Origin of the sequence: Veillonella parvula (assembly GCF_042850485.1) — a bacterium.
Classification (GTDB): Bacteria; Bacillota; Negativicutes; order Veillonellales; family Veillonellaceae; genus Veillonella; species Veillonella parvula_Q.
In genome coordinates, this window is the sequence record NZ_AP031417.1 from 1293388 (window position 1) to 1319359 (window position 25972).

The window sequence follows — 25972 nt, forward strand, 5'->3', positions numbered from 1 at the left end:
CATATAAAAATTATCAGTTCTATAATACCAAATAAAAAAACTATCTTATTAAAATATTCCTAAAACGCTTTTATAAAAGTAGTACATTTTTTATAGATAATGATAAAAATCTTTTGGCTTATATTTATTTATTTCACGTAAATAAGTGTCAAGAATACCAATATCAATTTTACAGTTTTGAAGTTTATCTAAACAATCGATGTTATCATTGAATAATGCTGCTGACAATCTAGGGGCAATAACAATATTCTTTCCACATGGTAATAACCGTTCGTATGTAAGCACATCAATAATTGGAACCGGAATACTACCAGGACCTAGTTCTAAAAATCCACTATAGGTTTCTTCTGTTTTTACATGATACTTACCATTGACTATTGACATAGAAGAACTTTCATCACCATTTATTAAATAAAATGGAAGTTGTTCAGCATCTAACCAAATAATAGAGTTATAGTCTGATGGAGAAGCAAATAACCATATCCCCTTTAGCCTAAATTCAATAATATTACTTTGTGATACTTGAATTTGAATGATATTATCTGATTTCTTATATCTAATCCCTATCAGCTCTTGATCCCAATAACCTGTACTAAACCAAATGTTATTCTGCTTTTTATATTGATCTTTAATAAATATATCTATCATTTGAATAATTCTATCAATATAATCAGAGCTATCAACATAAACTATCTTATTGTCAGCATGTGGATAACATCTACGTATTAATACAGTATATTCTTGATTTAAATCAATCGCTTTTTCAGCAAACTTTATACGTTCTTCATTTAATTTATATTCTTTATAATCTTGATCTATTGTATTTATTAAAGCTTCTAACTCCTCAATAGAATTAGGTCTCTCTTGTGGATCATATGCTAAGAAAGCATGTAATAATGGTTTAATTCTGTGATTTTTGTAATCCTTTATTGTAATCGTTCCTTCATATGTATGTTTCTCTAAAATCCAAAATAAAATTTGTCCAATAGCATACATATCCGAGGCTATACTACTTGATGCCTCAGGTTCTTTTTGTTCAGGAGCAGAAAACCTATAATTTGCCATTCGATCATGGTCTCTAGTTAGCTCACTATCTATAAATTTAGCAATACCAAAATCAGCTAAATAAAAACGCTCTTTTTCATCTATTAATATATTTTCAGGTTTTAAATCTCGATGAGTAATTTGATATCTATAAAGTGGTCTTAATGCATTCATAAAGAAACCTAAGATTTGCTCAAAAAGATTTTCCCTATCACCAGTATAATGGTCCATATAAGATTTAAGAGTTTCTTTATAATGTTTCATAATATAAAAGTAAAATTTATGCTCATTAAACTCAATACATTCAAAATTAATATAGGTAGCAATACCCATCTTTTCATGATTTTCTAAATACTGTATCTTAAAATATTCATTTTTAAATCTAATTTCATCTCTACTTTCTAGCTCCTTATTAAAAAATTTAATTACTACATCAAAATCTTTATATTTACCAGAATAAACTAATCCACTTCCACCTTGTCCTAATTGATTCAAGTCAGTGATTGTGCCCCAATTCAAATTTAATCTTTTATTATTAGCTTTAATAAATTCACTAATCTCTTTTGAATAATTATGTTTTAATGTCATCTTAATACCTTTACATTTATAATATTTATAAAAAATAGTATTAGACACAATATGGTGTCTAATACTATTTTTTAACTTTCCTGACCATATATGGACAAAACTACTAATATTTTATTATTTAACCAATGTTAATTAAACTCTATTATTTCAACTCATCTCTCAATGGAATAACTTCTTCAAACAAACACACTTTCCATGCTTCTATCATATGTTGAGGGTATGAAAATGGATCGGAATCAGGGTGTTGTTGTACATATACGGGATAGTCAGCACTACCTACTATACGATTTTTGTTATATATATCCTCACCAGCTGTAGATTGATTTACAGATACCATGAGTTCATCTACATCAACACACCACATTGAAGCAAAGTCTTCAACAATAGAATCATATGCCTTAGTAAAGTATTCTCGTTTAATTTTCAATAAATTACTATCTTTATCTATTACATGTGTATCAATATCATCAAGAGATTTATAAGCTTTAACAACTGTCGATTCCAATAATTTATCGGATAAATATTTATAGAATATTAATCCCAAGAGATAATCCTTATATTGATCAGCACTCATCTTACCGCGTAAACTATCAGCAGCACTAAATAATTTTTGATTTAATTCGGCACCCATAATATCTCCTAACTTTTCATGATTTATTCATAGTAATTAATTTTATTCTACTACAAAAAATGCCACATATAAACACTTTACTAGAGTAATAGTATTTATATGTGGTAAAACTTACATATATATTTTCATAAATTAAATTTAGAATCAAGTCAAGATTATATGTGAGGTTTACTATTTTCCCCTTATTTTACAGATGAGTTTTCATATATACCTTTAGGCATAGCTCCCATTCCAGCTTGGCTTTTAGCGTATTTATCTTTGTCATTTGCATTGTCTACATATTGAACTATATCGCGTAAGTCTTTTGATGGTGTTTTATACTCTAAATCGGCCATTATAAAGTGAGTATATAAATATTTATCATCATATAGTGATTGAATGTACATTCTAGATGCAGATCGTTCAACTTCCATATACATAGCAGGAGTAGCATCATTCCAAACTGTTGCGTATTGAATTGGCTTAAAATCAGAATATGGCTTATACATAATGAAGAATCGTATCAATTTATAATTAATTTGATGATGATTAGCCAACTCTTCCGGTTTTAATTCTCTCACCATGATACCTTCACGATATTTTTTACCATCATAGATATAAATTGCATCATTATCAGGGCCATGATACACTAAATCACTTGATTTTAACGTTTGGAACGTGAATCCATTAATAGTTATTGGTTTTGTTTTTGAAAGTATTTGTTTTGCTGGTTCAATTGAAGGTAGTACATAATTAACTAATGGTGACATTAGCTCTTTATACACGTACTCCTGATCATGTGTCTTTAATAGTTCTAGTTCCTTTTTCTTAATCAAATCATAACTAATATAATAAGACAGCGAAGAATCAGATTTCACACCAAAGTTAATAGCCCCTTCTAAAGCTCCACTTTTAGTCTGCCCAATCTCCCATGTAGCATTTCTAACAGTAGGATACGAGAACGAATTTTCCTTAGCTTGGCTTTCACCACTCTTACGAATAGTATAATGTAGGTTGCCCTCAATTAAACGAAAATTCCCTTTTTTAATATCTGTAGTTAATGGATCCCCTTTTATAGTTTTACCGAACTGGCTACTCTCTGGCAAAGTAAATTTGATATTTGCCCCATTATCCTTAAGAATAAAAACAGAAGAAGACTGTTTTGTAGAATGATACAATTCTTTTGTAAAGTATAGCAACTCATCTAGTGTCCATTTTTTAGACATATTATTAGCATATTCATCTCGTATCTGATTAGCTATAATATTTTCAGTCTTTTGGACTTCATTACCAGTCTTACGATAATTCTGATATGCATCCTTCGATATTGTAGGATCCGCACCTGGTATATTAATATCAATTGCTTGGCTACCTAATGTCACAAAACTAAAACATAGTGCAGCCATTAACGCACGTTTCATCATAAACTCTCATCCTTTCACATAATGTCTCCCCAATATTATATATATAGAATATCATATTTTATTTGACTCATAGTAGTATAATATAAATATAGGAACAAGGAGGTAATTACTATGAAATTTACAAAACGTATACTCATCATGACTGCTTTAGCCGTAACCGCTGTTGTATCTACTGGATTTGCTTACGATTATGTATGCAATAACTCTCAGTACAATTGCAACACTAACACACAATACAACTCCGATAACAATACGAACAATACTAACTATGCACCAGGCACCAATAACAACCAAAATTATTGCGGTCCAAACTCTAATACTAGAGGATGCGGCGGATTTAGAAGATAATATGGTAAATACGATAAAGGCCTATAGTACTAAAAATGTACTATAGGCTTTTGTCGTATATTACAAGAATACTATTTAATTCATCAAAATACAGTTAGGATCAATATAGCAACATACTTTTATCAGGAGTTCATTCTGTTAAAGTATTCAATGGCTTTTGGTGTAAAACCAATATAGGTATTACCAGCTGCGTACGGTCCTAGTTCATATGGTTGGTAAACTAGATCAATGTTCCCCTTACCACGTAAGCAATAGTTATCGGTTACATATTTTACACTCCATCCACTTGGAATATAGCTCTTTATATGATTACCTGTATAATAACTTAATACATGGGATCGTAAACCGTTATCCAATTGTGCTGCATTCGCAATTTTTATATAGTTATATAATGGAATGCGTTGACCTGTTACTTTATTATATACAAGACCTCTTGTATTATACATACCATGAGCAGCTCCGGCGTAGTAATAATAGGTAGTTAGTAGGATTGAAACAACTTGACTATCCTCATAGGTAACCTTATAGTTTTGAGAAACTTGATAAATATGTTGGTTGTAATACATATCCTTTGCTTCGAGTACATAATTTGCAATATCTGTATTAATAACTCTTTGAGCATAAGCATGTTCTGTATAAACTAAAGGATACTTTAAATCTAAATTTACATCTGATTGACTGCCTGTAACAACAGTTGCATACGTTGGTACAGTTAACATAACACCTAACATAGAGGTCATACATAGCTTTTTAAAGATTCCCATAATAATGCCTCCTTTTACAAGCACCTTAAATAGGTTTATTACTATGTTAGTTCTACAAGCTATAATAAAACTCCTCTTTTATATTTTACTTTTTTGATAGTTTATTTCACTTTATAAAACAGCCAAAACGATTTAGTATTTTACACTAAAATATAAATGTAGCTATATCATACTTTTACCATACAAAAAGGACCCTCCAAAGAGAGTCCTTAATCTGTATTATTATGCTATTAAGCGTTTTTAGCTACTTCCATAAACTCATTTATCTTATTTCTTATGAAGAGTCATATTTTCAAAAGTTGTACCATAAGCTTCTTTAAAGATATAGTTACCTACAACATATTTAGGATCATGCAAAGCTACATCAACGTATTGTTCTGGAATATTGCCGAAATTACCTAAAGCCACACCTTCATAATTAAAATCTTCCACACTATTTATTGTTAATTTCATACCAGAGCTAGCTTGTTTAGCATATATAAGAAGTGAATAGTCTTGTGCATACTGTGGAGTACGTAATACGCTGGCTACAGAATGGTTTATATCATAACGATAAGTAACTAAAACCTTGTGAATATATGAGTTAGTTCTACGACTATTATTATTTTCAACCTCATATACAACGGCCTGTGCTTTATAAATAAACTCATTCTCTTCTACTCTTTTAATGGAACTTTTATCTACAAAATACGTAATAGCATTTTTTCCTGTAAGAATAGGAACATTGTTCTTATCATTTTTAATTGCTTCCATCGATATAGCTTGGATCTGTAATGGTATTACTATACATACTAACAATAACATAGAAAATAACTTTTTCATTATTTTAATTCCCCTCTTTCAATATTTATCACACACATTATATGTATAGGATATCATATTATAAAAATATTGATAATCTATTACTTTCACCACATAAAAAAGGACCCTCCAAAGAGAGTCCTCAATGTATATGGTTATACTATTAAGCGTTTTTAGCTACTTCAACAAGTTTAGCGAATGCTGCTGCATCGTTAACTGCCAAGTCAGCCAACATTTTACGGTTCACTTCAACGCCTGCTTTAGCTAAGCCAGCGATGAAACGGCTGTAAGTTGTACCGTTGATGCGAGCCGCTGCGTTGATACGAGCAATCCACAATTGACGGAATTCGCGTTTTTTCGCACGACGGTCACGACGAGCGTAGTACAACGCTTTCATTACTGTTTCGTTAGCTTTTTTGAACAAACGGGAACGTGTACCGCGGTAACCTTTAGCTAATTTTAAAATCTTTTTATGACGTGCATGAGCTGTAACGCCCTTTTTCACTCTTGCCATTGTATATTCCTCCTAAATTACGATGTATCGATCTAATAGTTAACGATTAAGCGTATGGTAAGCATTTAGCTACGCGTTTGTGGTCAGCTTTTGCAACCAATGTAGCTTTACGTAAATTACGTTTACGAGCTGGAGATTTTTTCTCAAGAATGTGGCTTTTGAAAGCTTTCGCACGCTTGAATTCACCAGTACCAGTTACTGCGAAACGTTTAGCCGCTGCGCGACGAGTTTTAATTTTTGGCATAATATAATCCTCCCAATACCTTATTTACTTACTAAAATCATGGTCATGTTACGACCTTCTAATTTAGCTGCTTTTTCAATAGACGCCGTTTCTTTGAGTTCTTCAGCAAAACGTGTCAACACTGCCATGCCTAGTTCTGGATGTGAAAGTTCACGACCGCGGAACATAATGGTTACTTTTACTTTGTTACCTTCACCCAAGAATTTGGATGCGTTTTTCATTTTTACGTAAAAGTCATGGTCTTCAATATGTGGACGTAATTTGACTTCTTTCAAAGTTACGATTTTTTGTTTCTTTTTCGCTTCTTTCTCCCGTTTTTGTTGTTCATAACGATATTTACCGTAGTTCATAATGCGAGCTACTGGTGGTTTAGCGTTAGGCGCAATCTCCACAAGATCAAGATGCTGTTCTTCAGCCAATGCCAAAGCCTCACGGCCAGACATAATACCGATTTGTTCGTTTTCAGGACCTACGACACGAAGTTCACGAGCACGAATCTCTTCATTAATGCGTGGTGTATCCTTGCTAATAGCGTTCACCTCCAAGAGAATAAAAAAAAACGGACGGCAAACACCATCCGAATAGAATTCTCTATATTAACCTCATACTTCTTGGTATTAGGTGAGTGGCGGATGGCCTCTGCTTCATAAATCACTTAATTATAATAACAAATTAGATAATGAAAGTCAACAACAATCTTAAGTTGCTCTCAGCAATTTATTATTACAACTCTTACAGTATAACAGAGATTATAAGTTCTGTATATAGGTATACTTACTGACACCTATCCCCCTTTATGTATACAATATTTCTATAATATAATTATTAATTCTATAGAAAAAATACGATACAATAATATATATAATATATTCTACCTAAATAGGTATTATCTAAATAGGTATTATCTAACTAGATATTATTTAACTAAACATTATCTAACTAAACATTATCTAACTAGGTATTATACAGTAATAGGTATTACACAAACTGAAAGGGGTTTTATCATGAGTGTAACAACTAGTTCGCCTCCGCAAAAGGCTCGTACAACAGTTCAAAATATTGGCCTTATTCTCGCCTTTATTGTTCTAGGTAGTATTTTATTATTGCCTACGCCAGAAACATTATCTACCGGTGGTCATCGCATGATTGGTGTCCTCGCCTTTGCTATCATCTTGTGGATGACATCGGCTGTATCCTATCCGGTAAGTGCGACCATGATTACGGCACTCACTGCCTTATTACTAGGCTTCTCTCCAAATCCAGAAGCGCCAGCGAAAACTATGGGCACAGCCAATGCCTTGAAACTAATTATTTCAGGTTATTCTTCTCCTGCGATGATTCTCGTGGGTGCCGCTATGTTTATTTCCGTAGCCATGCGCAAAACAGGACTCGATCGTCGCATTGCTATGCTCGTATTATCTAGTGTAGGTACAAAGGTAAGCCGTATCTATTTAGGTGTTATTATTACAGGTCTTATTCTCGCCTTCTTTGTACCAAGTGCAACGGCTCGTATCGCTTGTTTGGCTCCAATTATTATCGGTATCGTCGAAAACTTAGGTATTGAACGTAAAAGCCGTGTAGCAGCCCTGCTCATGGTAGGTGCCGTACAAGCAGATACATTTTGGAATATTATGATTCAAACAGCTGCCGCTCAAAACCTTGTAGCTGTTGGGTTTATGCAAACACAGATGAATACATCTGTAAGTTGGATTGATTGGCTCACAGCAGCTGCACCGTTCTCCATAATTATGGCTATCATTACCTACTTTGTAACGCAAGCTTTTATCAAACCAGAGTTTAAAGAGCTCGTTGGCGGTGATGTACAACTCGCTAAAATGCGTAAAGAAATCGGTCCAATGACATTTGATGAAAAGAAACTATTATGCATCTCCATTGGTTTATTAGCATTGTGGGCCACAGGAGGTAAACTACACTCTATCGATACTACAACAACTACGATTATAGCAATTGCCTTATTCTTCTTCCCTAAAATTGGTATTATGGACTGGAAGTTTGCACAGCCAAATATCGACTGGGGATCGATTGTTATGTTTGGAGCTGGTATAGGACTTGGTTCCGTATTACTTAAAACAAAAGCTGCTACTTGGCTCGCACAGGTATTTGTAAATGCCTTCTCCCTTGAAACGGCAAGTGTGTTCCTTTTGATTGCTATTATGGCTGCCTTTCTGATTTTAATCCATCTTGGATTTGCATCAGCTACAGCTCTCTCGTCTGCCATGATTCCTATCGTAATATCCATCGTTATGGGACATTCCGCAGAAGGACTTAATCCACTTGGCGTAACAATGCTCATGCAATATGCAATCTGCTTCGGTTTAGTATTACCAGTAAACTCACCACAAGGCATGGTAGCTTACGGAACAGATACATTCGACGTAAAAACATTTATGACTACAGGCATTCCATTAACCATCATCGGCTATGTCATGATGCTCGTATTTGCACTGACATACTGGCATTGGATTGGAATTGCGTAAGTCTAAATATTCTAAATAGACCAAACACTCTAAATAATTCTAATATTTTAAATTAAACATACTATAAAAGGCTCTGTCTTATGACAGAGCCTCTTGATTTTTATATAAGTTTCAATATAAAACGTCTATATTCTTTTCAATGTAAAGCTTTTACAAACAATTATCTATTCTAGTTCCTTACCTTTTAGTTCAGGAATTAAGAATACGGTTGCCAATATATCGATTACATAGATAATCGCCAAGAATGCAATTGCCACTTGGTACGAATACATTGAGATAATCATACCTACTACCATTGGGCTAAAGCCACCTACGGCGCGACCGATGTTAAATAATACATTTTGAGCCGTTGCGCGAGCACTTGTTGGATAAGCTTCTGCCATTAAGGCACCGTAGCCACCCATCATGCCATTTACAGAGGCTCCTAGAATAGCACCGGCAAATAGCATAGCTGTTGGATCAGATAGTTGAGAGTAAATCAAGATAGATGCTACAGCACATACTTGGAACAAGATAAATGTTGGTTTACGACCAATTTTATCAGCCAATCGTCCGAATAACCAAATGCCAAGCATCATGCCACATACAGTTACGGCAGTCCACAGACCCGATTTTGTAAGGGAAAACCCTAATTGCTTACTCAAGAAGTTAGGCAACCAAATCATAATACCGTAGTAACCAAAATTTTGAACAGATGTTAAAATAGCAACACCTATAGAGGTCTTTGTAGTTCTTACATCTTTTACTAATAACTTGAATGAATTTGTATGGGAATGTTCCTTAGTTTCTTTACTTTGAACAAAGATTTCTGGTTCATGTAATTTCGCACGGAAGAACCAGGCTACAAAGGCAGGGATAATGCCAACCATAAACATTCCTCGCCATCCAATATAAGGAAGTAATACGGGGGTTAACAGTGCTGCGGCCAATACGCCTAACTGCCAGCCGATGGCAACATAGCTCGTCGCTTTTGCACGGTGTTGTGCAGGCCATGCTTCAGCTGCTAAGGCCATACCAATACCAAATTCACCGCCTAAGCCGATGCCGGCAATTGTACGATATATGAGAAGATCCCAATACCCTTGTGCAAAAGCACATAGACCAGTGAATACAGCAAATAACACAATAGTCCATGTCAACACACGAACACGACCAAACTTATCTGACAAAGTACCAAAGATAAAACCACCGATTACGGCACCTACCAATGTCCACGTCACAAGTGAACCTGCTTGACCAGTAGTCAAGCCTAAGTCCCCTGAAATCAAGGTTAGCATAAAGCCAAGAATCAAGAGATCAAACCCATCCATGGCATAACCTATAGATGAACCAATAACAGCTTTCCAACCGTATGAATTTACTTCTTTCATAGTCATTTCCTTTCGCTACTCACAGGTAACAATTAAAGAGAATATAATAATAAAATCCCCCTCATATAATCTCACCACTAATAAATTATACAGACTAATTATAATTGTGCAAGATGTGAGGGGGATTTTTATCAATATAAACAATAGATATTTAATTAATTACGTTCTTTAATTTCAATCTTAATAGAATTAAAGAATTCTTCGAATGGTACAGAACCTAATTCATCACCGCCGTGTTTACGAACGTTAACTGTGCCTTCTTCAACCTCTTTATCACCCACAACAAGCATGTAAGGAACTTTTGCCATTTGCGCTTGGCGGATTTTATAGCCGATTTTTTCACTGCGATCGTCTACTTCTACGCGTACATAGTCGCGGTGCATTTGTTTTGCCAATTCTTTAGCATATTCAACGTGTTTTTCAGAGATAGGCAAGATTTTAACTTGTACAGGAGCCATCCATGTTGGGAATGCGCCTGCATAATGTTCAGTTAAGATACCGATGAAACGTTCCATAGAGCCAAAGCATGCACGGTGAATCATGATAGGACGATGTTTTTGACCATCTTCACCAATGTATTCAATTTGGAAACGTTCAGGCAAGTTCATATCCAATTGGATAGTACCACATTGCCATGTACGACCTAAGGAGTCTTCGATATGGTAGTCAAGTTTAGGTCCGTAGAATGCGCCGTCACCAGGGTTGATTACGTATGGAATACCTTTCGCTTCGATAGCATTACGCAATGCTTCTGTCGCTGCTTCCCAAATTGCGTCATCACCCATTGCATTATCAGGTTTAGTGGACAATTCTACATGATATTTCAAGCCGAATTGGCTATAGATACGGTCGAACAATTCGATAACTTTCATCAACTCAGTTTGCATTTGATCTGGCAACATGAATACATGAGCATCGTCTTGTGTGAACGCACGTACACGGAATAAGCCGTGTAATGCACCGGACAATTCATGACGGTGAACTAGACCGAGTTCAGCGTAACGCAATGGGAAGTCACGATAGGAATGCATTTCGTTTTGGTAAACCAAGATACCACCTGGGCAGTTCATAGGTTTAATTGCATATTCTTCATCGTCGATGATTGTAGTGTACATATTTTCGCGGTAATGATCCCAGTGACCAGAAGTTTCCCACAAATGTTTACTCAAGATGATAGGTGTACGAATTTCTTCATAGTCAAAATCATGGTGAACTTCACGCCAGAAGTTTTCTAATTCGTTGCGAAGAGCCATACCTTTTGGTAAGAAGAATGGGAAACCAGGACCTTCTTCTTTGATAACAAACAAGCCAAGTTCTTTACCAAGTTTACGGTGGTCACGTTTAGCCGCTTCTTCAAGCAAGTGAAGGTATGCATCAAGTTCTTCTTTCTTTTCAAATGCAGTACCGTAAATACGTTGCAACATTTTGTTCTTTTCATCGCCGCGCCAGTATGCACCTGCAATGCTTTGTAATTTGAAAGCTTTTACCTTACCAGTGGATGCCACGTGAGGTCCTGCGCAAAGATCGATGAAATCGCCTTGAGAGTAGCAGGAGATTACAGCATCTTCAGGAAGGTCTTGAATCAATTCTACCTTGTAATCTTCGTTTTTAGCTTTGAAAAATTCGATAGCTTCTTGACGAGGCATAACGGATTTAGTAATCGGTAAATTTTCTTTTACAATACGGCTCATTTCCTTTTCGATTTTACCCAAATCTTCAGGAGTCAAAGTATGTTCCATATCGATATCATAGTAGAAACCTTTGTCGATAGCGGGTCCAATAGCCAATTTAGCTTCAGGCCATAACCGTTTAACAGCTTGAGCCAAGATATGAGAAGCTGTGTGGCGCAATGTATGTTTACCACCATCTTCTTCGAATGTTAAGAACGCTACTTCAGAACCATCTACAAGTTCTTCGCGAAGGTCTGTTAATTCGCCATTTACGTTAGCAGCTAGTACTTTTTTAGCCAAGCTGTTAGATAGTTGTTTTACTGCTTCCCCAAGAGTAGTGCCAGCAGCATATTCCTTCGCACTACCATCAGGTAAAATGATTTTTACATCTGCCATTTTTCTTTCCTCCAATTTATAAACTAGGATAGCTTTGATTTTATACTTTCACCAATAGACCTACTTACCACACAATACATAAGCATTGTGTAAATAGCTTGTAGAAATTGGGTAATAAAAAAAGACCTTCTATCCCTACAAACAAGGGACGAAGATCATTCGCGGTTCCACCCTAGTTAACTACCTATACGAATATATGTGTATAGTTAATTCACTTCATTAAGCCCGATAACGGTGGCGGCCGTACTTGCCTACTTAGGTTCGACAAATCAGTTTAAAGGGGGTAACTCTAATATATGTGTAAGGCATTTCCAGCATCTGCCTCTCTCTGGTACACAGGGATAAAAGAATCATGTCCTTTGCATCACTTTTACTAGATTATAGTATCATAGAGAGTTAAAAAATTCAATACAGTTTAAATGGAAATATAATAAGAACTATAAATTGTAATTGTTGTTAGAGCAATATACTATAAACTTCACCTTTATTTTTACCTATATACATTTATTTTTAAAAGAAAACGGCCCCAGAATGATATGGCCCCCTTTACTAGACAACCAGTAAAGGCGGAACATATCAGAATCTCGAGCCATTTTATATACTTTATTTGTATATTAACGTTTGAAGTTTGTAGACAACATAGCACCAATTACTTTTTCCAATTTGCTAGTAGAAAGGTCTGGCCCTTTGTAGAGTGTTAAGAGCACGTCATTAGAGTTATCTTGTTTTGATACCATCATAACACCGCTACCACGAGCACCGTTATCATCGTAATCTTTCGCTACAATAACAAGGTTCAAATAATGGTCCTTCATGTATGTATACACCTTACTTGTACGCGCAGAGGAACCAATCATTTTTGCCATGTTCATACCACGGTTGAATACGATAGTATTTGCATTATGTGGATTTGCCGCTAATTGTTGCTTCTCTTCCTCATTTAGAGGCATGAGGTTTACCATGAGGGAGTCTCCCATTTTGCCCCGGAACATGGCTGGCATCGTTTCGCGCACATCATCAGGAATGCCTGTGTCAGCAGTCAATTTCAATTCCTTAGGCACGGTCATATATAAAACGCCCTTGCTATTGCGTCCCACCTCTGTAGTACTGAGGTCTACAGCGCTAAGCATAATAGAATCTTTAATGGTCGCCACTTGATTAGCCAATGGTTTTTCAGGAACGCCACGGCTCGCCAATTGTACATCGCCAGATTTAGTTTTCTTCAATGTTTCCACGTTCCAACTTGCACCTTTTTTGTCTGCATCGCTAGCTTCTGTGAAAGCATTCGCCCCGTCTTTTGTGCCTACATATACATACGTTTGAGCTGGGATGATAGTATCTGGTGCGCCAGACTTATTGAAAGCCGCACCGTATACCACATTAGGAATCACAGTAGAACTAATTTGTAAATTGTTGTTAGTTTGGCTTTCCACATCAAAATTGATATTCCCTGTGAAAGTCATATCAGGACCATGGTTGATAACAACCACATCCCCGGCTTGAGGAATGATTACAGGGCCTACAGGACCCGCCATAGCTACACCTGCCATAGATGCTCCAAGGCAAGCTGTTAATAATGTGCGTTTCAAAATAGATTGTTTCATAGATATACTCTCATTTCTCTACAATTCGTATACATTTAATATAATTGTAAATCTAGTATAGTCACAAAATTCCCTCATACAATTTACAATCATGATTATACTTTATCTTCTATAGTGACATAGTCGGATAAACTACTTAATACTTCAAGCGCCAAAGGCCTTGTAGATGGTGTGCAGCGCAACATGCACCGCCCACTCGTATCTACAGAGGTCATAACACCTAAATATTCATAGCCTTCAATGATGCGATTGATGAAATTCGTATGCTTAGGATCAATGTGAAAGTACACATACGCTTCTTCTCCAGAGGTGGTTAAGTCAGGTACATCTGGAAATGCGCCGATAGATTTACTCGGCTCTAAGGCTGTACCGCTCATAAACTATTCACCCTCTTTAGGTTTGCACTCACGGCGCATCATGGAGTACGGTTCAAGTGGTGTATCCATATAGATACGTACTTTCATTTGTGCGTGAGGTGCTACATCGATAGGATTGCCATCTTCATCTGTCATTTTTTCGATAACAGTTTCAACGAGTTCCCCTTTCGGTTGGCAGAATTCTACCTTATCGCCCACCTTAAAGTTATTACGTTGTTCAAGATCAACGTATTTTTCTTCTTCGTTGTAGCCCATAACTAAACCGATGAAGTCATGGCTCTGCGTATTCGTAGATTTACCATAGTTTTGAGCCGTTTCATCAGGACGACCTTCTGCAAAGCCATCTGTATAAGGACGATGGGAAATCTTCTCTAATTCTGCAATCCATTCTGGACGAACGTACCAATCTTTACCTTCTTTAAGATATGTATCAATCGCTGTGCGATATACTTTTGCCACTGTGGCACAATAGTGAACTGATTTCATACGCCCTTCGATTTTAAGGCTATCAATACCAGCTTCATAAAGATCTGGAATGCGGTGAATCAAGCACAAGTCTTTAGAGTTAAAGATATATGTGCCATGTTCATCTTCTTCGATTGGGTAATATTCACCAGGTCGATTTGATTCTACAAGAGAATATTTCCACCGGCAAGATTGAGAACATTGACCACGGTTAGCATCGCGATTACCTGTCATATAGTTAGACAATAAGCAGCGACCAGAGTAAGAAATACACATAGAACCATGTACGAAGGACTCAATTTCAATATCTACATGATCCTTCATTTCTTTAAGGTCTGCTAAGGATACTTCGCGAGCCGCTACAACACGTGTGGCACCAAGTTCTTTCCACATTTGAACTGTATGCCAGTTTGTAGTAGAAGCTTGTGTACTTACGTGAAGCTCTAAACCTGGAGCCACGCGCTTAGCAAGGCTAAAGATACCCATATCGGCAACGATGATAGCATCAATACCGATGCTTTCAAGGAATTTCAAATAGTCCTCTAAGCCTTCGAAGTCCTCGTTGTGAGGAATAATATTGCATGTAACATGGAGTTTTTTACCATGAGCATGTACGAATTCTACAGCTTCCTTTAATTCCTCATCGGAGAAATTAGAGTTACCTGCGCGCAAGCCAAAACGTTTACCTGCGCAATATACGGCATCCGCACCATAGCGAATAGCCATTTTAAGCTTGTCCATATTACCTGCAGGACAAAGCAATTCCATAAAATGTTCTGCCATTATTTGTTGTGCCCTTTCCACACACTCACACTCATACCATCACCCATGGGATAAATGGTGGTGTTAAACAATTCTTTATTTTCAACATATGTTAAGTATTCTTGTAACCGTTTTACGATAGTTTTGAACCGTTTTGGCGGTTCCTTATCGCCCCTTACATAGCCTCTAAAGAGTACATTATCTGCAAGAATGACGCCCCCTTCTTTCACATGTGGCAGAATAAGTTCAAGTTGTTTTAAATATTGCCCCTTTGGTCCATCTAAAAACACTAGATCGTATTCGCCTGTGAGTTCCGTTAAGACTTGAGACGCATCGCCTTTCAGCAATGTAATTTTATCGGTATAATCGGATTGGTTAATATAGTATTTCGCCATTTCATAGCGCACATCATCCAATTCAATGGAGGTAATATGCCCGTCCTCTTCGTCGAGTAATGGTGCCATCAACAAAGCGGAGTAACCAATGGCTGTGCCCACCTCTAACACAGAGGTGGGCCGGTATAAACCTATTAATTCTTCAAATAGATGAACCTCAGATTCTCGTAAAATCGGCACATCATTAATCATCGCGTAAATACGCTGTTCATTTAAAATATCATTTAATATCATGAAAGTAGATTAAATCTCCTACATTATCTATTGTTAGTACCACTAGGAACTACCAACGTAGAGCGTTCAGCCGGATTTGCAGATTCTACCTGAATTTGTGGTACTTGTTGTGCATTAGGAATAACGTTCTGCATCGATTCAGGTACAGGTGTCGTCGTTGGTACATACGTATTGGTATTTGTATTATTTCCATAGGATGGAGCAGTTGGCGTAACTTGCGTCGATGATTGATTTTGTGTTGAACCTGGTACAGGATCTGGGACCTCAGCCGCTGGAACTGTAGTTGGTGTGTATTTATAACTAGGTTCTACATCAACATATTGAGAATCTGCTTCCACTGCTTCTGCAGAACTATAATTATAATTAGGCTCTGTAGTCGCTACTGCTACGTCATAGTTAGGACCAGCTTGTGCAGCTACTTCAGTATTAGCAGAAGAATTTTTTACCGTATCAGCGCCATAAATTTTATTAACCTCTGCTAAATGTTCTTCGTATGATTTAGAGAAGTGATTATGCCCCTCTTTATCTGCTACGAAGTATAAATAATCTGTATTTTCAGAGTGTAATACTGCATCTAAAGCTTTTTTACCAGGGTTTGCAATTGGTCCTGGTGGTAAACCTTTAGATACATATGTATTATATGGGCTTTGTAATTGTGTATCACCAATCGTTACATTTTCCTTTGCATAACCAAGTACATAGGAAATAGTCGCATCAGATTGCAATGGAATACCATGAGCTAGACGCTTTTTAAACACCCCTGCAATGGTTGGACGGTCTGCATCAAATAACGACTCTCGTTCAACGATAGACGCCAAAGTTACAAAGTCATGAATACTCATATGTTGAGCTTGAATTTGTTTCTTCACAGCTGGTGTGAGATAACGATTCATTTCATCAGCCATCATTTGAATAACATCACGAGGTGTAGCCCCTACGGGGATTTCATACGTACTTGGGAACAAGAAGCCTTCTACAGGATATGTAGCAGGTTTTGTACCTTTCATGTATGGGTATGGTACATAAGTTTTAGCTTCAGCCAAGAAGTCCTTCGCCTTCATGATTTGATTCTTTTCAAGAACGATAGCGATATCCCCAACTGTATAGCCTTCAGGAATTGTAACACGAATAGATTCTACATGACCTTCTTGTAACAAAGAAATGAGTTCGTGCACAGTTACCTTATTAGGTATTTGATAATGGCCAGTTTGAAGCTTATCATTGGTACCACTCAAGTATAACCAAAGCTTAAAGCCTTGAGTTGAGCGAATAAGCCCCCTTTCAAAAAGCATATCTGCAATTTCAGTACCCGTTTGACCTTTTTCTATAACGACTACTTGTGTTCCATCATCTTGAGCAAAGGTATTCGGTACAAAGTACAATGCACCAAGGCCTCCACCAATAATTAATATACCTACAATAACTAGGATCAAAATATATCTTAAGGCTTTTCTCACGTTGTTGAGTTCCTTTCTGTAACATAACAGTATATCAATTCATTATACCATAAACTCTATATTTCCCCTATATAAAAGGGCAATGATTACACTTATTACATTTTATGCAATATATTAATTTTGTAAATTTGTTATGCCTTTAGCATAAATGAAGTCCCTTCTTTGTACAACAATGATAATGTATAACAAAATAAAAATAGCGCATTGTCCACTGACAATACGCTAAATTTATGCTAAAAACGATTATTCGTCTTCATCCATGTCTTCATACAATTTTACTAGAGTTTCAAAGTTTTCATCTTCTTCATCCAAAGGTACGTATTCTTCTACGCCTTCTTCGTTTGTTTCGATGCGAGCCAAGATCATGTATGTGTCATCTTGACCTTCATGATCAGCATCTTCATCTTGTACATGCACAAGAACGGCATACTCTTGACCTTCATGACTCAAGATAACATCTTCTGTGAAGTATTGTTTATTACCATGTTCGTCTTCGAATTCCAAATAATACACTTCACCCTCAAAATTTTGGTCAACCATTGGAAACCCTCCTTAAAGAAAATACTTATTTATTAAACTGCAAGCGATCTAAATATCCTTGCAAAATTACAACCGCTGCCATTTTATCGATAACGGATTTACGCTTTTTACGGCTCACGTCAGCCGCAATGAGTTGACGTTCAGCCATAACAGTAGATAACCGCTCATCCCAATATGTAACAGGTAAATCGATGACTTCCTTCATCTTTGCAACGAATTCTTCAGTCTTTTCAGCCCGTTCACCTTTTGTACCATTCATATTTTTCGGCATACCTACCACAAGTTCATGTACTTCATATTCAGAAATGAGTTCTTGTAAGCGATTAAAGTCTTTTTCTAGAGATGTTCTACGAATGGTTTCAATACCTTGTGCTGTCATGAGCAGTGCATCGCTACAGGCAATACCAATAGTACGGCTGCCTACATCTAATGACATAATTCTCATTATAGTTGTTTAGCCTTTGCGTATTCTTTCAACAATTCTTCAATCAAGTCATCACGCTCTAAACGACGGATATCGGAACGCGCATTATTATAACTTGTTATGTACGCAGGGTCTCCAGAGATTAGATACCCTAAGATTTGATTAATTGGATTGTAACCTTTTTCTTGAATAGATTGATAAACACGCGTAAGCACCTCTTCAGCGGTCATCGGTTCATCGTCTACTTTACGGAATAACATGGTTTCATCTGAAACGTTCATCGTATCCCTCCTTTTTATTACATCGGTAGATTTCACCATAAAAGTGAAATCTCACCTACTATTATACTTGAATTAAAGCTACAAAGTCAGTAACTTTTTATGCATTATGAAAAATTTCTATAACAGATACAAGTATAATTATAAAATTATATGCCTATTGTAACATAGATTTTAAGGCTTCACCACCAGCTTTTAAGGCTTCCATTAATTTAGCTGGCTCTTTGCCACCTGCTTGTGCCATATCCGGACGGCCACCGCCATTACCTCCAGCTACTTGAGCTGCTGCTTTAACAATATTACCTGCTTTTGCACCTTTAGCAACGACATCTTTAGATACTTTACATACAAAGTTTACCTTATCATCGCCCATAGCAGCGCCTACAAGAACCACACCAGATCCATTCAATTTATCAAGTCCCATATCAGCTAAGTCGCGTAATTCATCAATAGAGGATGCTTTTACAGCTGCGCCAACAAACTCTACATCACCTATCATGACTTTACCCGCAATGATATCAGCTGCACCTGCAGCAGAAACCTCTTTACGAATTTGTTCTAGTTCTTTAGCAGTTTCTTTAGCTTCTGCTAATACTTGGTGTAAGCGTTCTTCTATTTGAGGAGCTTTAGTTTTAAGCTCGCTTGCCATGCGTTCAATAGTCAAACGATCTTGTTTGGCTGCATCAAGAGCTGCGCGACCAGTAATCGCTTCGATACGACGTACACCAGAACCGATACCAGCTTCTGAAGTTAAGTGGAAAGAGCCAATGAATGCGGTATTTCCTACGTGGGACCCACCACACAATTCAACGGAGAATCCTGGGACCTCAACAACGCGAACTACATCGCCATATTTATCTCCGAAGAGTGCCATAGCACCTTTTGCTTTTGCTTCATCCATGGACATTTCAGCAATAGCTAGGTCCGTAGCTTTTAAAATTTCTTCGTTTACAAGAGCTTCGATTTGATCAAGTTCCTCTTGCGTTACAGGAGAGAAATGGGTGAAGTCGAAACGCAAGTAATCTGGAGTTACTAAAGAACCTGCTTGGTTTACATGCTCACCTAAGATTTGTTTCAAAGCTGCATGTAACAAATGGGTCGCTGTATGATTGCGAGCCATTGCTGCACGGCGATTTGTATCCACTTCAAGAGTGACATCATCGCCTTCAGAGATGGAGCCTTCTATAACAGTACCGATATGGTATACAGTGCCTTCTGGTAAACGTTTAGTGTTATGAACCTCTACCTTACCCATTGGGCCCACAATAAAACCTGTATCGCCTAATTGACCGCCCCCTTCTGCATGGAATGGAGTCGTACGTACGATGATAGTAATTTCATCACCGTCAGCAGCTGTTTGTAAACGTTCAGCACCTTTACCTATCATCAATACAGAAGATGCTTCTACAGCCTCGTCCTCAAGAAGTTCTTCGTCTTTCAAGAATGTAATATCCGGTGTTGCTACCTTTGCATCTTCTTTAACACGGGCTTCACGAGCGCGTTCACGTTGCTCTTTCATAGCAGCTTCAAAGCCTTCATGGTCGATTGTAAAACCACGTTCAGAAGCAATTTCCTCTGTTAATTCCCAAGGGAATCCATAGGTATCATATAGTTTGAATACTTCAGAACCAGGAACTACAGTTGCCTTTTCAGCAGCTAATGTATCGATCAAGGAGTTTAATAGCTCAAGACCTTGCTCCAAGGTTTGGTTAAAGCGTTCTTCTTCGTTTTGAACCACGCGTTTAACGAAGTCTTGTTTCTCAGCAATAGATGTAATACCAGGGCCAAGAATGTCTACGACTACATCAATAAGTGGTGTTAAGAAGATACCTTCAATACCAAGTAAACGGCCATGACGTACAGCACGGCGTAAAATACGACGCAATACGTAGCCGCGACCTTCGTTGGATGGCAATACGCCATCGGAGATCAATGCAGTGACAGCACGAGCGTGGTCAGCGATAACTTTTAAAGAAACATCTGTATTTGGATCTTCGTTATATGTAACACCAGCGCGTTTTGCAGTGGCTTCGATGATTGGGAAAATCAAATCGGTTTCAAAGTTTGTTTTACAGCCTTGTAATACGGAAGCCAATCGTTCAAGACCGGCGCCTGTATCGATGTTTTTATGTTGTAATGGTTCATAAGATCCATCTGGCATTTTATTGAATTGAGTAAACACTAAGTTCCAAATTTCAAGATAGCGATCGCAATCACAGCCTGGCGCACAATTAGGGTCATCACAACCATGTTCAGGACCTTGATCAAAAAAGATTTCGCTATCTGGACCACATGGGCCTTCGCCAATTTCCCAGAAGTTATCTTCGAGACGCGTGATATGGCTCTCTTCTACACCACAATCATTATGCCATGTATCATATGCCTCTTGGTCATCTGGATATACAGTAACATATAATCTATTTTTATCGAGTTTAATAACCTCAGTTAAAAACTCCCACGCCCAATGAATAGCTTCTTTTTTAAAGTAGTCCCCGAAAGAGAAATTCCCCAACATTTCAAAGAATGTATGATGCCGTGCTGTGCGCCCTACGTTTTCAAGGTCACCGGTACGCATACTTTTTTGGCATGTTGTAATACGACGACAAGGAGGTACCAATTTGCCTGTAAAGAAAGGCTTCAATGGCGCCATACCTGCCCCGATCAATAACAAAGACGGATCATTTTCTGGTATAAGAGAAAAACTATCTAATTTTAAATGTCCTTTACTTTCAAAAAACTGCAAGTATGCTTGACGCAGTTCATTACCCTTCATGTGTATATTCCTCCTAAAATTATTTACTCTTCATTATAACTCAAAAACGATATAAAATCTATCAAAAACATTGAGATTATGCGGAATTCCCGCACTTTCACACCAATCCAATCAGACCGTGAAAGATATAAATTTTAATCCATATTTTTACAATAAAAGAAAAGGTCAAATTTAGTCAATGCTAGTTAAATCGTAAATAATAAACATAAAAAGAGGTTATACAAATCAACAAAACAAAATTGATTCGTATAGCCTCTTTTATAGCTAGTTATTAAATTAGCGTACAACGCGTTTTGCGCCGATGTAACGTTCACCCCAATAGCCAGTATCAAGATCTGCTACTGCAACACCACGACTGGAAGTGGCGCTAATGAACTTGCCATCGCCAATATAAATGCCAGAGTGAGATGGACCTGGTTCATATGTTTCGAAGAATACCAAATCCCCTGCTTTCAAGTTCGCACGAGAAACTTCAACACCTACGTTATACTGTTCATCTGCCAAACGTGGTAAGGAAATACCTTGTTTTTCAAATACATATTTAACATAACCAGAGCAGTCAAAGCCACTTGGAGTAGTACCGCCAAATACATATGGTACACCGCGGTATTTGTCAGCTTCTGCCAAGATTGCGTGAATACTGCTAGGTGTTTCATTTTTCGTAATATTGTTTAATTTAACGTTCTTGCCATTAATGGATTGACCAGCGATACGACGGGATGTCGCGTTGCTGTTTGTAAAAGCGGATTTCGTTGCTACTGCTTTAGTCGCTGCATTTTGAGTCAATACTGCCTTCGTAGAACGAGGAGCACCCATCAATGCGTTATACGTAGCAGGACCTACGATACCATCCACTGGAAGGCCACGATCTTGTTGGAACAAACGAACTGCCCACTTCGTTTCCTTACCATATACACCATTTTTATCTGTAGCATTATAGCCGTGTTTAATTAGTTGTTGTTGAACCGCTGTAACACTTTTGCCCTTATCACCATATTGTAATGTTGTTGCGCCAACCATGGCTGTTGTGGCACACACAAAAGTTAATGTTAATGCCGTTATTTTAACCTTACTATATTTTGACTTCATATGCTTCCTTTCCAAAAAACTTTTAAAGTAAGTTATTTATTCAAAATATACTAACCGTCTATTTATTTGCATTCACAAATACAGCTAGTCTTCTTTGCTCTTGTTGGTATAAACCTCTGGTGCCATAAAAACATCTGCACTACTTGGTCCGAGTAACGGAGCCTCTTCATACTCTTCAAAATTTATAGCTGACTTAACCCAATACAAAGGCCGTTGCTTCACCTCTTCAAAAATACGACCTACATACTCGCCAATAATTCCCAGTCCGACGAGTTGAATTCCACCAATAAACAAGATTGATACGCCCAAGGTTGTCCACCCATTCAAAGCTTGTCCTGTAAGATATACATACAAAAGATGTAAAATGAGCAAAAAGCTCATTCCACCACAAAGTACACCTACATACAAGGCGGCCCGTAAAGGCACCCTTGAAAAAGCGGTTACACCATCCAGAGCAAATCGAATCATTTTACGCACACTAAACTTTGAGACACCTGCAAATCGAGGTGGTGCCACAAAGTGCAACTCTGCTTGTCTGTACCCTAAGGCGCCGACAATACCGCGTAAAAATCGACCATGTTCTCTGAATCGTTTCAACGTGCCCAATGCTTTACTATTCATGAGGCGGAAATCGGACCCGCCTTCAACAATAGGAACATCGGCCATTTTGTTCATCAGTTTGTAATAATACTTAGACGTGAAAGATTTAGCCCAACTAGCGTCATCAGTTGAATCGCGTATGGTACGCACCACATCATACCCTGATTCCCACAATCGAACTAGTTCAGGAATCAATGCTGGTGGATGCTGCATATCACCGTCCATTGTAATGACTGCATCGCCATGAGCATAATCAAGCCCACATGTAAGTGCCGTTTGATGCCCAAAGTTACGAGCCAGCAATAACACTTTAACATGTTTATCATTGAATGCAATTTCACGCAGTATCATAGCTGACGAATCACTAGATCCATCATCCACGAAGATTAGTTCATAATCATATGTGAGACCTGACATAACATCAGTTACAGCTTTATAAAAGTTCGCTATATTTTCCTCTTCGTTATATACAGGCACTACAATAGAAAGTAACATAAATCCTCCAAAGTATTTTACTCACATATTTTATGTTAATTAGTAAATTAAGGCAAATGCTAAAGGTTAACAATAAGCCTAATAATGTTTATAAAGCCAGTAAATAAGCCATTTATCTATAAAACACCAACAAAACACTTCATTTATCTTTTATATAAATACAGTAAATCAATATAATATCTATTTATTTGTAAATCTAATTAATAAAGCGATTTATAAAAAATATTTATTTTAATGATATGGAAATAAATATGATTATTTCTGACTTTATTAAATATTAATCAAAAATTTATATGTATTTTTATCACAAATTTACCGGAAATATCTATTTTCATCTATTTTTCATAAAAAGGAGACCCGTTAAGGGTCTCCTTTACTATAATCCAGCAGCATCAATCCAAGATTGTAAATCTTCCTCCGCCAGTTCCATATCCTCTATATAAGCACCAGCTACAACTGGATACTTAGCGACCTCTACGGTATGTAAAATTGAGTCATCACGACCATTTTTATAAGTCCCAATCCAGATTCCAGAAAATTGTGATTCATACCATTCTACAGGTTGATCAGTTTCATTAAAGTTAATCGTAATATGACCGCGTCCAAGTGTTTCTAATACTTCAACTTGTTCTTCCTCTGTTAAACCCGTTTTTTCAATATAAATCGAATATGTCTCACCAGTTTCACGCAAATTCTTTAGAGCCAAACGCAGCTCATTTAAAACGGCGCGAACATTACCATAATTTTCAATCATAAATACTCCTATACAGAGACTATCTTTACACTCTATAAGCTATCTATATACTATATGAAATTTTCACTTTGTGCTTTAGGCTCAGCTGTTACGCCCCATTCTCGTAGTACATTCAAAACACGTTTTTTAACCTCAGGCAAGGCACATTGTACCGGCTCGCTAGGTTCAAAACCAATCTCCAATGATTCCGGTTCTACACCGATAACCACTGCATCTTCTAATGGATCCTCTTGAATAGCACGGATGCGCAAAATATCTTGCATTCCTACTTCATGTACAGAAATATGTTCCGTAAAATATTGTTCTAATTCCTTATGAGGAAATTCATATATAGTTCCTGGAGCATCTCCGCCATTAATAGCGTCTACAAGAAGGATTTTCTTCATACCACGCATATACGTAAGTAATTCCATTCCCATAGTGCCACCATCAATAATGGAAATCGCAGGCGTAAATGTGAAAGACTCTTTCAATTCTTTTACTACATGAACACCTAATCCCTCATCGGTAAGCAAAATATTGCCGACTCCAAGTAGGATAATTTCATTGTCTCCATCATCATAAAGGCTGTTTAAATCAATACGCGGACCCTTTGAGTCCGCGTATTGTTCCAAGCCACTAATAATATCAGTACTTGTTTTAGTCATTTTCTTGTAATTCTCTTTCTCTAGGATCATTAGGATCACTTGGACGATATGTAGTACCAGATGGTTTATCAATACGTTCCCCACGACGACGTTTACCATTGAGGTCTTCAATATCAATTGGATCATGAGCGTAATATTTCATACCGGAAACCATAGCCGATACTTCGCCCGATTCCTCCATAACATCTTCTCGGAATGCCATATACACGTGAACAATAGTAAAGAACAAGAATCCCCACGCAATGTAGTGATGGATAACATGAACTTTATATTCACCACCAAATAATGTGACTACTGGTGCAAATAAAGTTCCTAAAACACCATTAGGGTCAATCATAGAATACATTGCAAAACCCGTTAAGATTTCAAAGAAAAACATAATGTATACCATCATATACGCAGTTCTAGCTAAAGAATTACGAAGCCAATGATGTTCATGTTTTTGAGGAATCATTAAATAGTGCAATGTTGTTTCTTTAAGACCGTACCAATACCGTTTTTGGCGGAATTTAGGTAATAATCTATCTCCTCGATTCCAAAGAGCTCCTGCAAATCGGAAAATAAAGGAGAATGTTAAGATAACCCCTGCAGTGAAATGGATACGACGCATAGTTTCCATAGAGAACCAGCCATCAATAGCAAAGGTTGGTTCAGGGTTACCCGTAATCGCAGCAAAGCCTGGATCACCGATATATAGACCAGTCCAGAACAATGCAGTTACACTGAGTACCATAGTCCAGTGGAATATGCGCAACCATAGACTAAATACGACATACGCCTTTTTGTCAGTATGTATTAACATAAGTC

General features: G+C 37.1%; 26 protein-coding genes and 1 other annotated feature. Of the genes, 2 read left to right on the plus strand and 24 right to left on the minus strand.

Translation table 11 applies throughout. The features are described 5' to 3' along the window. Window positions 1-90: 90 nt before the first annotated feature. The 3 genes from ACGHIY_RS05795 to ACGHIY_RS05805 form a co-directional block, all read right to left on the minus strand. Entirely contained in the window at window positions 91-1632 is a 1542-nt protein-coding gene (locus ACGHIY_RS05795) for a protein kinase (RefSeq protein ID WP_278471748.1), read from the minus strand. Between the two features lie 142 nt (window positions 1633-1774). Then, window positions 1775-2263 (minus strand): type I restriction-modification system subunit M N-terminal domain-containing protein, encoded by a 489-nt coding sequence (locus ACGHIY_RS05800; RefSeq protein WP_101928392.1) that lies wholly within the window; start codon window positions 2261-2263, stop codon window positions 1775-1777. 182 nt (window positions 2264-2445) lie between these two features. Then, window positions 2446-3666, minus strand: coding sequence for a hypothetical protein (locus ACGHIY_RS05805; protein WP_008601304.1), 1221 nt, complete (start codon window positions 3664-3666; stop codon window positions 2446-2448). 111 nt (window positions 3667-3777) lie between these two features. Here ACGHIY_RS05805 and ACGHIY_RS05810 point away from each other — a divergent pair, with 111 nt between their 5' ends. Continuing rightward, on the plus strand, window positions 3778-4014 hold the full coding sequence (locus tag ACGHIY_RS05810; RefSeq protein ID WP_038125447.1) for a hypothetical protein: 237 nt from the start codon (window positions 3778-3780) through the stop codon (window positions 4012-4014). A 122-nt stretch (window positions 4015-4136) separates the two neighbouring features. Here ACGHIY_RS05810 and ACGHIY_RS05815 read toward each other — a convergent pair whose 3' ends face one another. From ACGHIY_RS05815 to infC, 5 genes are all read right to left on the minus strand, one after another. Next, window positions 4137-4778 (minus strand): PdaC/SigV domain-containing protein, encoded by a 642-nt coding sequence (locus ACGHIY_RS05815; RefSeq protein WP_038125449.1) that lies wholly within the window; start codon window positions 4776-4778, stop codon window positions 4137-4139. 267 nt (window positions 4779-5045) lie between these two features. Next, window positions 5046-5600: a hypothetical protein gene (locus ACGHIY_RS05820; protein WP_004697253.1), complete on the minus strand. Its 555-nt coding sequence runs from the start codon at window positions 5598-5600 to the stop codon at window positions 5046-5048. 142 nt (window positions 5601-5742) lie between these two features. Continuing rightward, window positions 5743-6093 carry a 50S ribosomal protein L20 gene (gene rplT, locus ACGHIY_RS05825; protein ID WP_004696335.1) on the minus strand — a complete coding sequence of 117 codons (351 nt, stop codon included), beginning with the start codon at window positions 6091-6093 and terminating at the stop codon, window positions 5743-5745. A gap of 46 nt (window positions 6094-6139) precedes the next feature. After that, a complete protein-coding gene (gene rpmI / locus ACGHIY_RS05830) occupies window positions 6140-6337 on the minus strand; it encodes a 50S ribosomal protein L35 (protein WP_004696338.1) in 198 nt (65 codons plus the stop codon). A gap of 20 nt (window positions 6338-6357) precedes the next feature. Next, a complete protein-coding gene (gene infC, locus ACGHIY_RS05835; protein ID WP_038150291.1) occupies window positions 6358-6876 on the minus strand; it encodes a translation initiation factor IF-3 in 519 nt (172 codons plus the stop codon). A 465-nt stretch (window positions 6877-7341) separates the two neighbouring features. On the opposite strand from infC, the gene ACGHIY_RS05840 reads away from it, so the two are divergent. Next, window positions 7342-8835 (plus strand): DASS family sodium-coupled anion symporter, encoded by a 1494-nt coding sequence (locus ACGHIY_RS05840; RefSeq protein WP_316058596.1) that lies wholly within the window; start codon window positions 7342-7344, stop codon window positions 8833-8835. Window positions 8836-8999: 164 nt separating this feature from the next. On the opposite strand, the gene ACGHIY_RS05845 is transcribed toward ACGHIY_RS05840, so the two are convergent. The 16 genes from ACGHIY_RS05845 to cybH form a co-directional block, all read right to left on the minus strand. Continuing rightward, window positions 9000-10205, minus strand: coding sequence for an MFS transporter (locus ACGHIY_RS05845; protein WP_101928395.1), 1206 nt, complete (start codon window positions 10203-10205; stop codon window positions 9000-9002). A 155-nt stretch (window positions 10206-10360) separates the two neighbouring features. Further along, window positions 10361-12271, minus strand: a complete 1911-nt coding sequence (gene thrS, locus ACGHIY_RS05850; RefSeq protein ID WP_039965021.1) for a threonine--tRNA ligase — start codon at window positions 12269-12271, stop codon at window positions 10361-10363. 141 nt (window positions 12272-12412) lie between these two features. After that, window positions 12413-12645 (minus strand) — a binding site (T-box leader). Between the two features lie 240 nt (window positions 12646-12885). Next, on the minus strand, window positions 12886-13875 hold the full coding sequence (locus tag ACGHIY_RS05855; protein ID WP_390525357.1) for a hypothetical protein: 990 nt from the start codon (window positions 13873-13875) through the stop codon (window positions 12886-12888). Between the two features lie 95 nt (window positions 13876-13970). After that, entirely contained in the window at window positions 13971-14252 is a 282-nt protein-coding gene (locus ACGHIY_RS05860) for a DUF4911 domain-containing protein (protein WP_101928396.1), read from the minus strand. A gap of 3 nt (window positions 14253-14255) precedes the next feature. Continuing rightward, window positions 14256-15500, minus strand: a complete 1245-nt coding sequence (locus ACGHIY_RS05865; protein ID WP_390525358.1) for a U32 family peptidase — start codon at window positions 15498-15500, stop codon at window positions 14256-14258. Further along, the gene (locus ACGHIY_RS05870; protein ID WP_119563189.1) at window positions 15500-16108 is read right to left on the minus strand and encodes an O-methyltransferase; all 609 of its coding nucleotides are present in this window, start codon (window positions 16106-16108) and stop codon (window positions 15500-15502) included. The genes ACGHIY_RS05865 and ACGHIY_RS05870 overlap by 1 nt, the downstream gene beginning before the upstream one ends. Before the next feature lie 23 nt (window positions 16109-16131). Beyond that, a complete protein-coding gene (gene mltG / locus ACGHIY_RS05875; RefSeq protein ID WP_021148317.1) occupies window positions 16132-17565 on the minus strand; it encodes an endolytic transglycosylase MltG in 1434 nt (477 codons plus the stop codon). A gap of 243 nt (window positions 17566-17808) precedes the next feature. Further along, window positions 17809-18105, minus strand: coding sequence for a DUF1292 domain-containing protein (locus ACGHIY_RS05880; protein ID WP_008601328.1), 297 nt, complete (start codon window positions 18103-18105; stop codon window positions 17809-17811). A 25-nt stretch (window positions 18106-18130) separates the two neighbouring features. Then, entirely contained in the window at window positions 18131-18550 is a 420-nt protein-coding gene (gene ruvX / locus ACGHIY_RS05885) for a Holliday junction resolvase RuvX (RefSeq protein WP_004696363.1), read from the minus strand. Further along, complete coding sequence (locus tag ACGHIY_RS05890) at window positions 18550-18810, minus strand: IreB family regulatory phosphoprotein (protein ID WP_004696366.1); 261 nt, start codon at window positions 18808-18810, stop codon at window positions 18550-18552. The genes ruvX and ACGHIY_RS05890 overlap by 1 nt, the downstream gene beginning before the upstream one ends. Before the next feature lie 154 nt (window positions 18811-18964). Beyond that, window positions 18965-21580, minus strand: coding sequence for an alanine--tRNA ligase (gene alaS, locus ACGHIY_RS05895; protein ID WP_156697627.1), 2616 nt, complete (start codon window positions 21578-21580; stop codon window positions 18965-18967). 276 nt (window positions 21581-21856) lie between these two features. Next, window positions 21857-22669, minus strand: a complete 813-nt coding sequence (locus ACGHIY_RS05900; RefSeq protein WP_008714242.1) for a C40 family peptidase — start codon at window positions 22667-22669, stop codon at window positions 21857-21859. 84 nt (window positions 22670-22753) lie between these two features. Further along, window positions 22754-23764, minus strand: coding sequence for a glycosyltransferase family 2 protein (locus tag ACGHIY_RS05905; RefSeq protein WP_390525360.1), 1011 nt, complete (start codon window positions 23762-23764; stop codon window positions 22754-22756). A 376-nt stretch (window positions 23765-24140) separates the two neighbouring features. After that, window positions 24141-24518 carry a hydrogenase expression/formation C-terminal domain-containing protein gene (locus ACGHIY_RS05910; protein ID WP_008714244.1) on the minus strand — a complete coding sequence of 126 codons (378 nt, stop codon included), beginning with the start codon at window positions 24516-24518 and terminating at the stop codon, window positions 24141-24143. A gap of 50 nt (window positions 24519-24568) precedes the next feature. Then, window positions 24569-25165 (minus strand): HyaD/HybD family hydrogenase maturation endopeptidase, encoded by a 597-nt coding sequence (locus ACGHIY_RS05915; RefSeq protein WP_390525361.1) that lies wholly within the window; start codon window positions 25163-25165, stop codon window positions 24569-24571. Further along, window positions 25158-25967, minus strand: coding sequence for a Ni/Fe-hydrogenase, b-type cytochrome subunit (gene cybH / locus ACGHIY_RS05920; protein WP_038125462.1), 810 nt, complete (start codon window positions 25965-25967; stop codon window positions 25158-25160). The genes ACGHIY_RS05915 and cybH overlap by 8 nt, the downstream gene beginning before the upstream one ends. Window positions 25968-25972 lie beyond the last annotated feature (5 nt).

What these genes read in the sequence shown, in the direction of transcription:
- ACGHIY_RS05910 (WP_008714244.1), bottom strand. Translation starts at nt 24,518, where the DNA reads ATGATTGAAAATTATGGTAATGTTCGCGCCGTTTTAAATGAGCTGCGT.
- ACGHIY_RS05880 (WP_008601328.1), bottom strand. Translation starts at nt 18,105, where the DNA reads ATGGTTGACCAAAATTTTGAGGGTGAAGTGTATTATTTGGAATTCGAA.
- cybH (WP_038125462.1), bottom strand. Translation starts at nt 25,967, where the DNA reads ATGTTAATACATACTGACAAAAAGGCGTATGTCGTATTTAGTCTATGG.
- ACGHIY_RS05860 (WP_101928396.1), bottom strand. Translation starts at nt 14,252, where the DNA reads ATGAGCGGTACAGCCTTAGAGCCGAGTAAATCTATCGGCGCATTTCCA.
- ACGHIY_RS05795 (WP_278471748.1), bottom strand. Translation starts at nt 1,632, where the DNA reads ATGACATTAAAACATAATTATTCAAAAGAGATTAGTGAATTTATTAAA.
- rplT (WP_004696335.1), bottom strand. Translation starts at nt 6,093, where the DNA reads ATGGCAAGAGTGAAAAAGGGCGTTACAGCTCATGCACGTCATAAAAAG.
- ACGHIY_RS05845 (WP_101928395.1), bottom strand. Translation starts at nt 10,205, where the DNA reads ATGAAAGAAGTAAATTCATACGGTTGGAAAGCTGTTATTGGTTCATCT.
- alaS (WP_156697627.1), bottom strand. Translation starts at nt 21,580, where the DNA reads ATGAAGGGTAATGAACTGCGTCAAGCATACTTGCAGTTTTTTGAAAGT.
- ACGHIY_RS05865 (WP_390525358.1), bottom strand. Translation starts at nt 15,500, where the DNA reads ATGGCAGAACATTTTATGGAATTGCTTTGTCCTGCAGGTAATATGGAC.
- ACGHIY_RS05870 (WP_119563189.1), bottom strand. Translation starts at nt 16,108, where the DNA reads ATGATATTAAATGATATTTTAAATGAACAGCGTATTTACGCGATGATT.
- ACGHIY_RS05820 (WP_004697253.1), bottom strand. Translation starts at nt 5,600, where the DNA reads ATGAAAAAGTTATTTTCTATGTTATTGTTAGTATGTATAGTAATACCA.
- ACGHIY_RS05900 (WP_008714242.1), bottom strand. Translation starts at nt 22,669, where the DNA reads ATGAAGTCAAAATATAGTAAGGTTAAAATAACGGCATTAACATTAACT.
- ruvX (WP_004696363.1), bottom strand. Translation starts at nt 18,550, where the DNA reads ATGAGAATTATGTCATTAGATGTAGGCAGCCGTACTATTGGTATTGCC.
- ACGHIY_RS05915 (WP_390525361.1), bottom strand. Translation starts at nt 25,165, where the DNA reads ATGACTAAAACAAGTACTGATATTATTAGTGGCTTGGAACAATACGCG.
- thrS (WP_039965021.1), bottom strand. Translation starts at nt 12,271, where the DNA reads ATGGCAGATGTAAAAATCATTTTACCTGATGGTAGTGCGAAGGAATAT.
- ACGHIY_RS05905 (WP_390525360.1), bottom strand. Translation starts at nt 23,764, where the DNA reads ATGTTACTTTCTATTGTAGTGCCTGTATATAACGAAGAGGAAAATATA.
- rpmI (WP_004696338.1), bottom strand. Translation starts at nt 6,337, where the DNA reads ATGCCAAAAATTAAAACTCGTCGCGCAGCGGCTAAACGTTTCGCAGTA.
- ACGHIY_RS05805 (WP_008601304.1), bottom strand. Translation starts at nt 3,666, where the DNA reads ATGATGAAACGTGCGTTAATGGCTGCACTATGTTTTAGTTTTGTGACA.
- ACGHIY_RS05810 (WP_038125447.1), top strand. Translation starts at nt 3,778, where the DNA reads ATGAAATTTACAAAACGTATACTCATCATGACTGCTTTAGCCGTAACC.
- ACGHIY_RS05840 (WP_316058596.1), top strand. Translation starts at nt 7,342, where the DNA reads ATGAGTGTAACAACTAGTTCGCCTCCGCAAAAGGCTCGTACAACAGTT.
- ACGHIY_RS05800 (WP_101928392.1), bottom strand. Translation starts at nt 2,263, where the DNA reads ATGGGTGCCGAATTAAATCAAAAATTATTTAGTGCTGCTGATAGTTTA.
- ACGHIY_RS05855 (WP_390525357.1), bottom strand. Translation starts at nt 13,875, where the DNA reads ATGAAACAATCTATTTTGAAACGCACATTATTAACAGCTTGCCTTGGA.
- ACGHIY_RS05890 (WP_004696366.1), bottom strand. Translation starts at nt 18,810, where the DNA reads ATGAACGTTTCAGATGAAACCATGTTATTCCGTAAAGTAGACGATGAA.
- ACGHIY_RS05815 (WP_038125449.1), bottom strand. Translation starts at nt 4,778, where the DNA reads ATGGGAATCTTTAAAAAGCTATGTATGACCTCTATGTTAGGTGTTATG.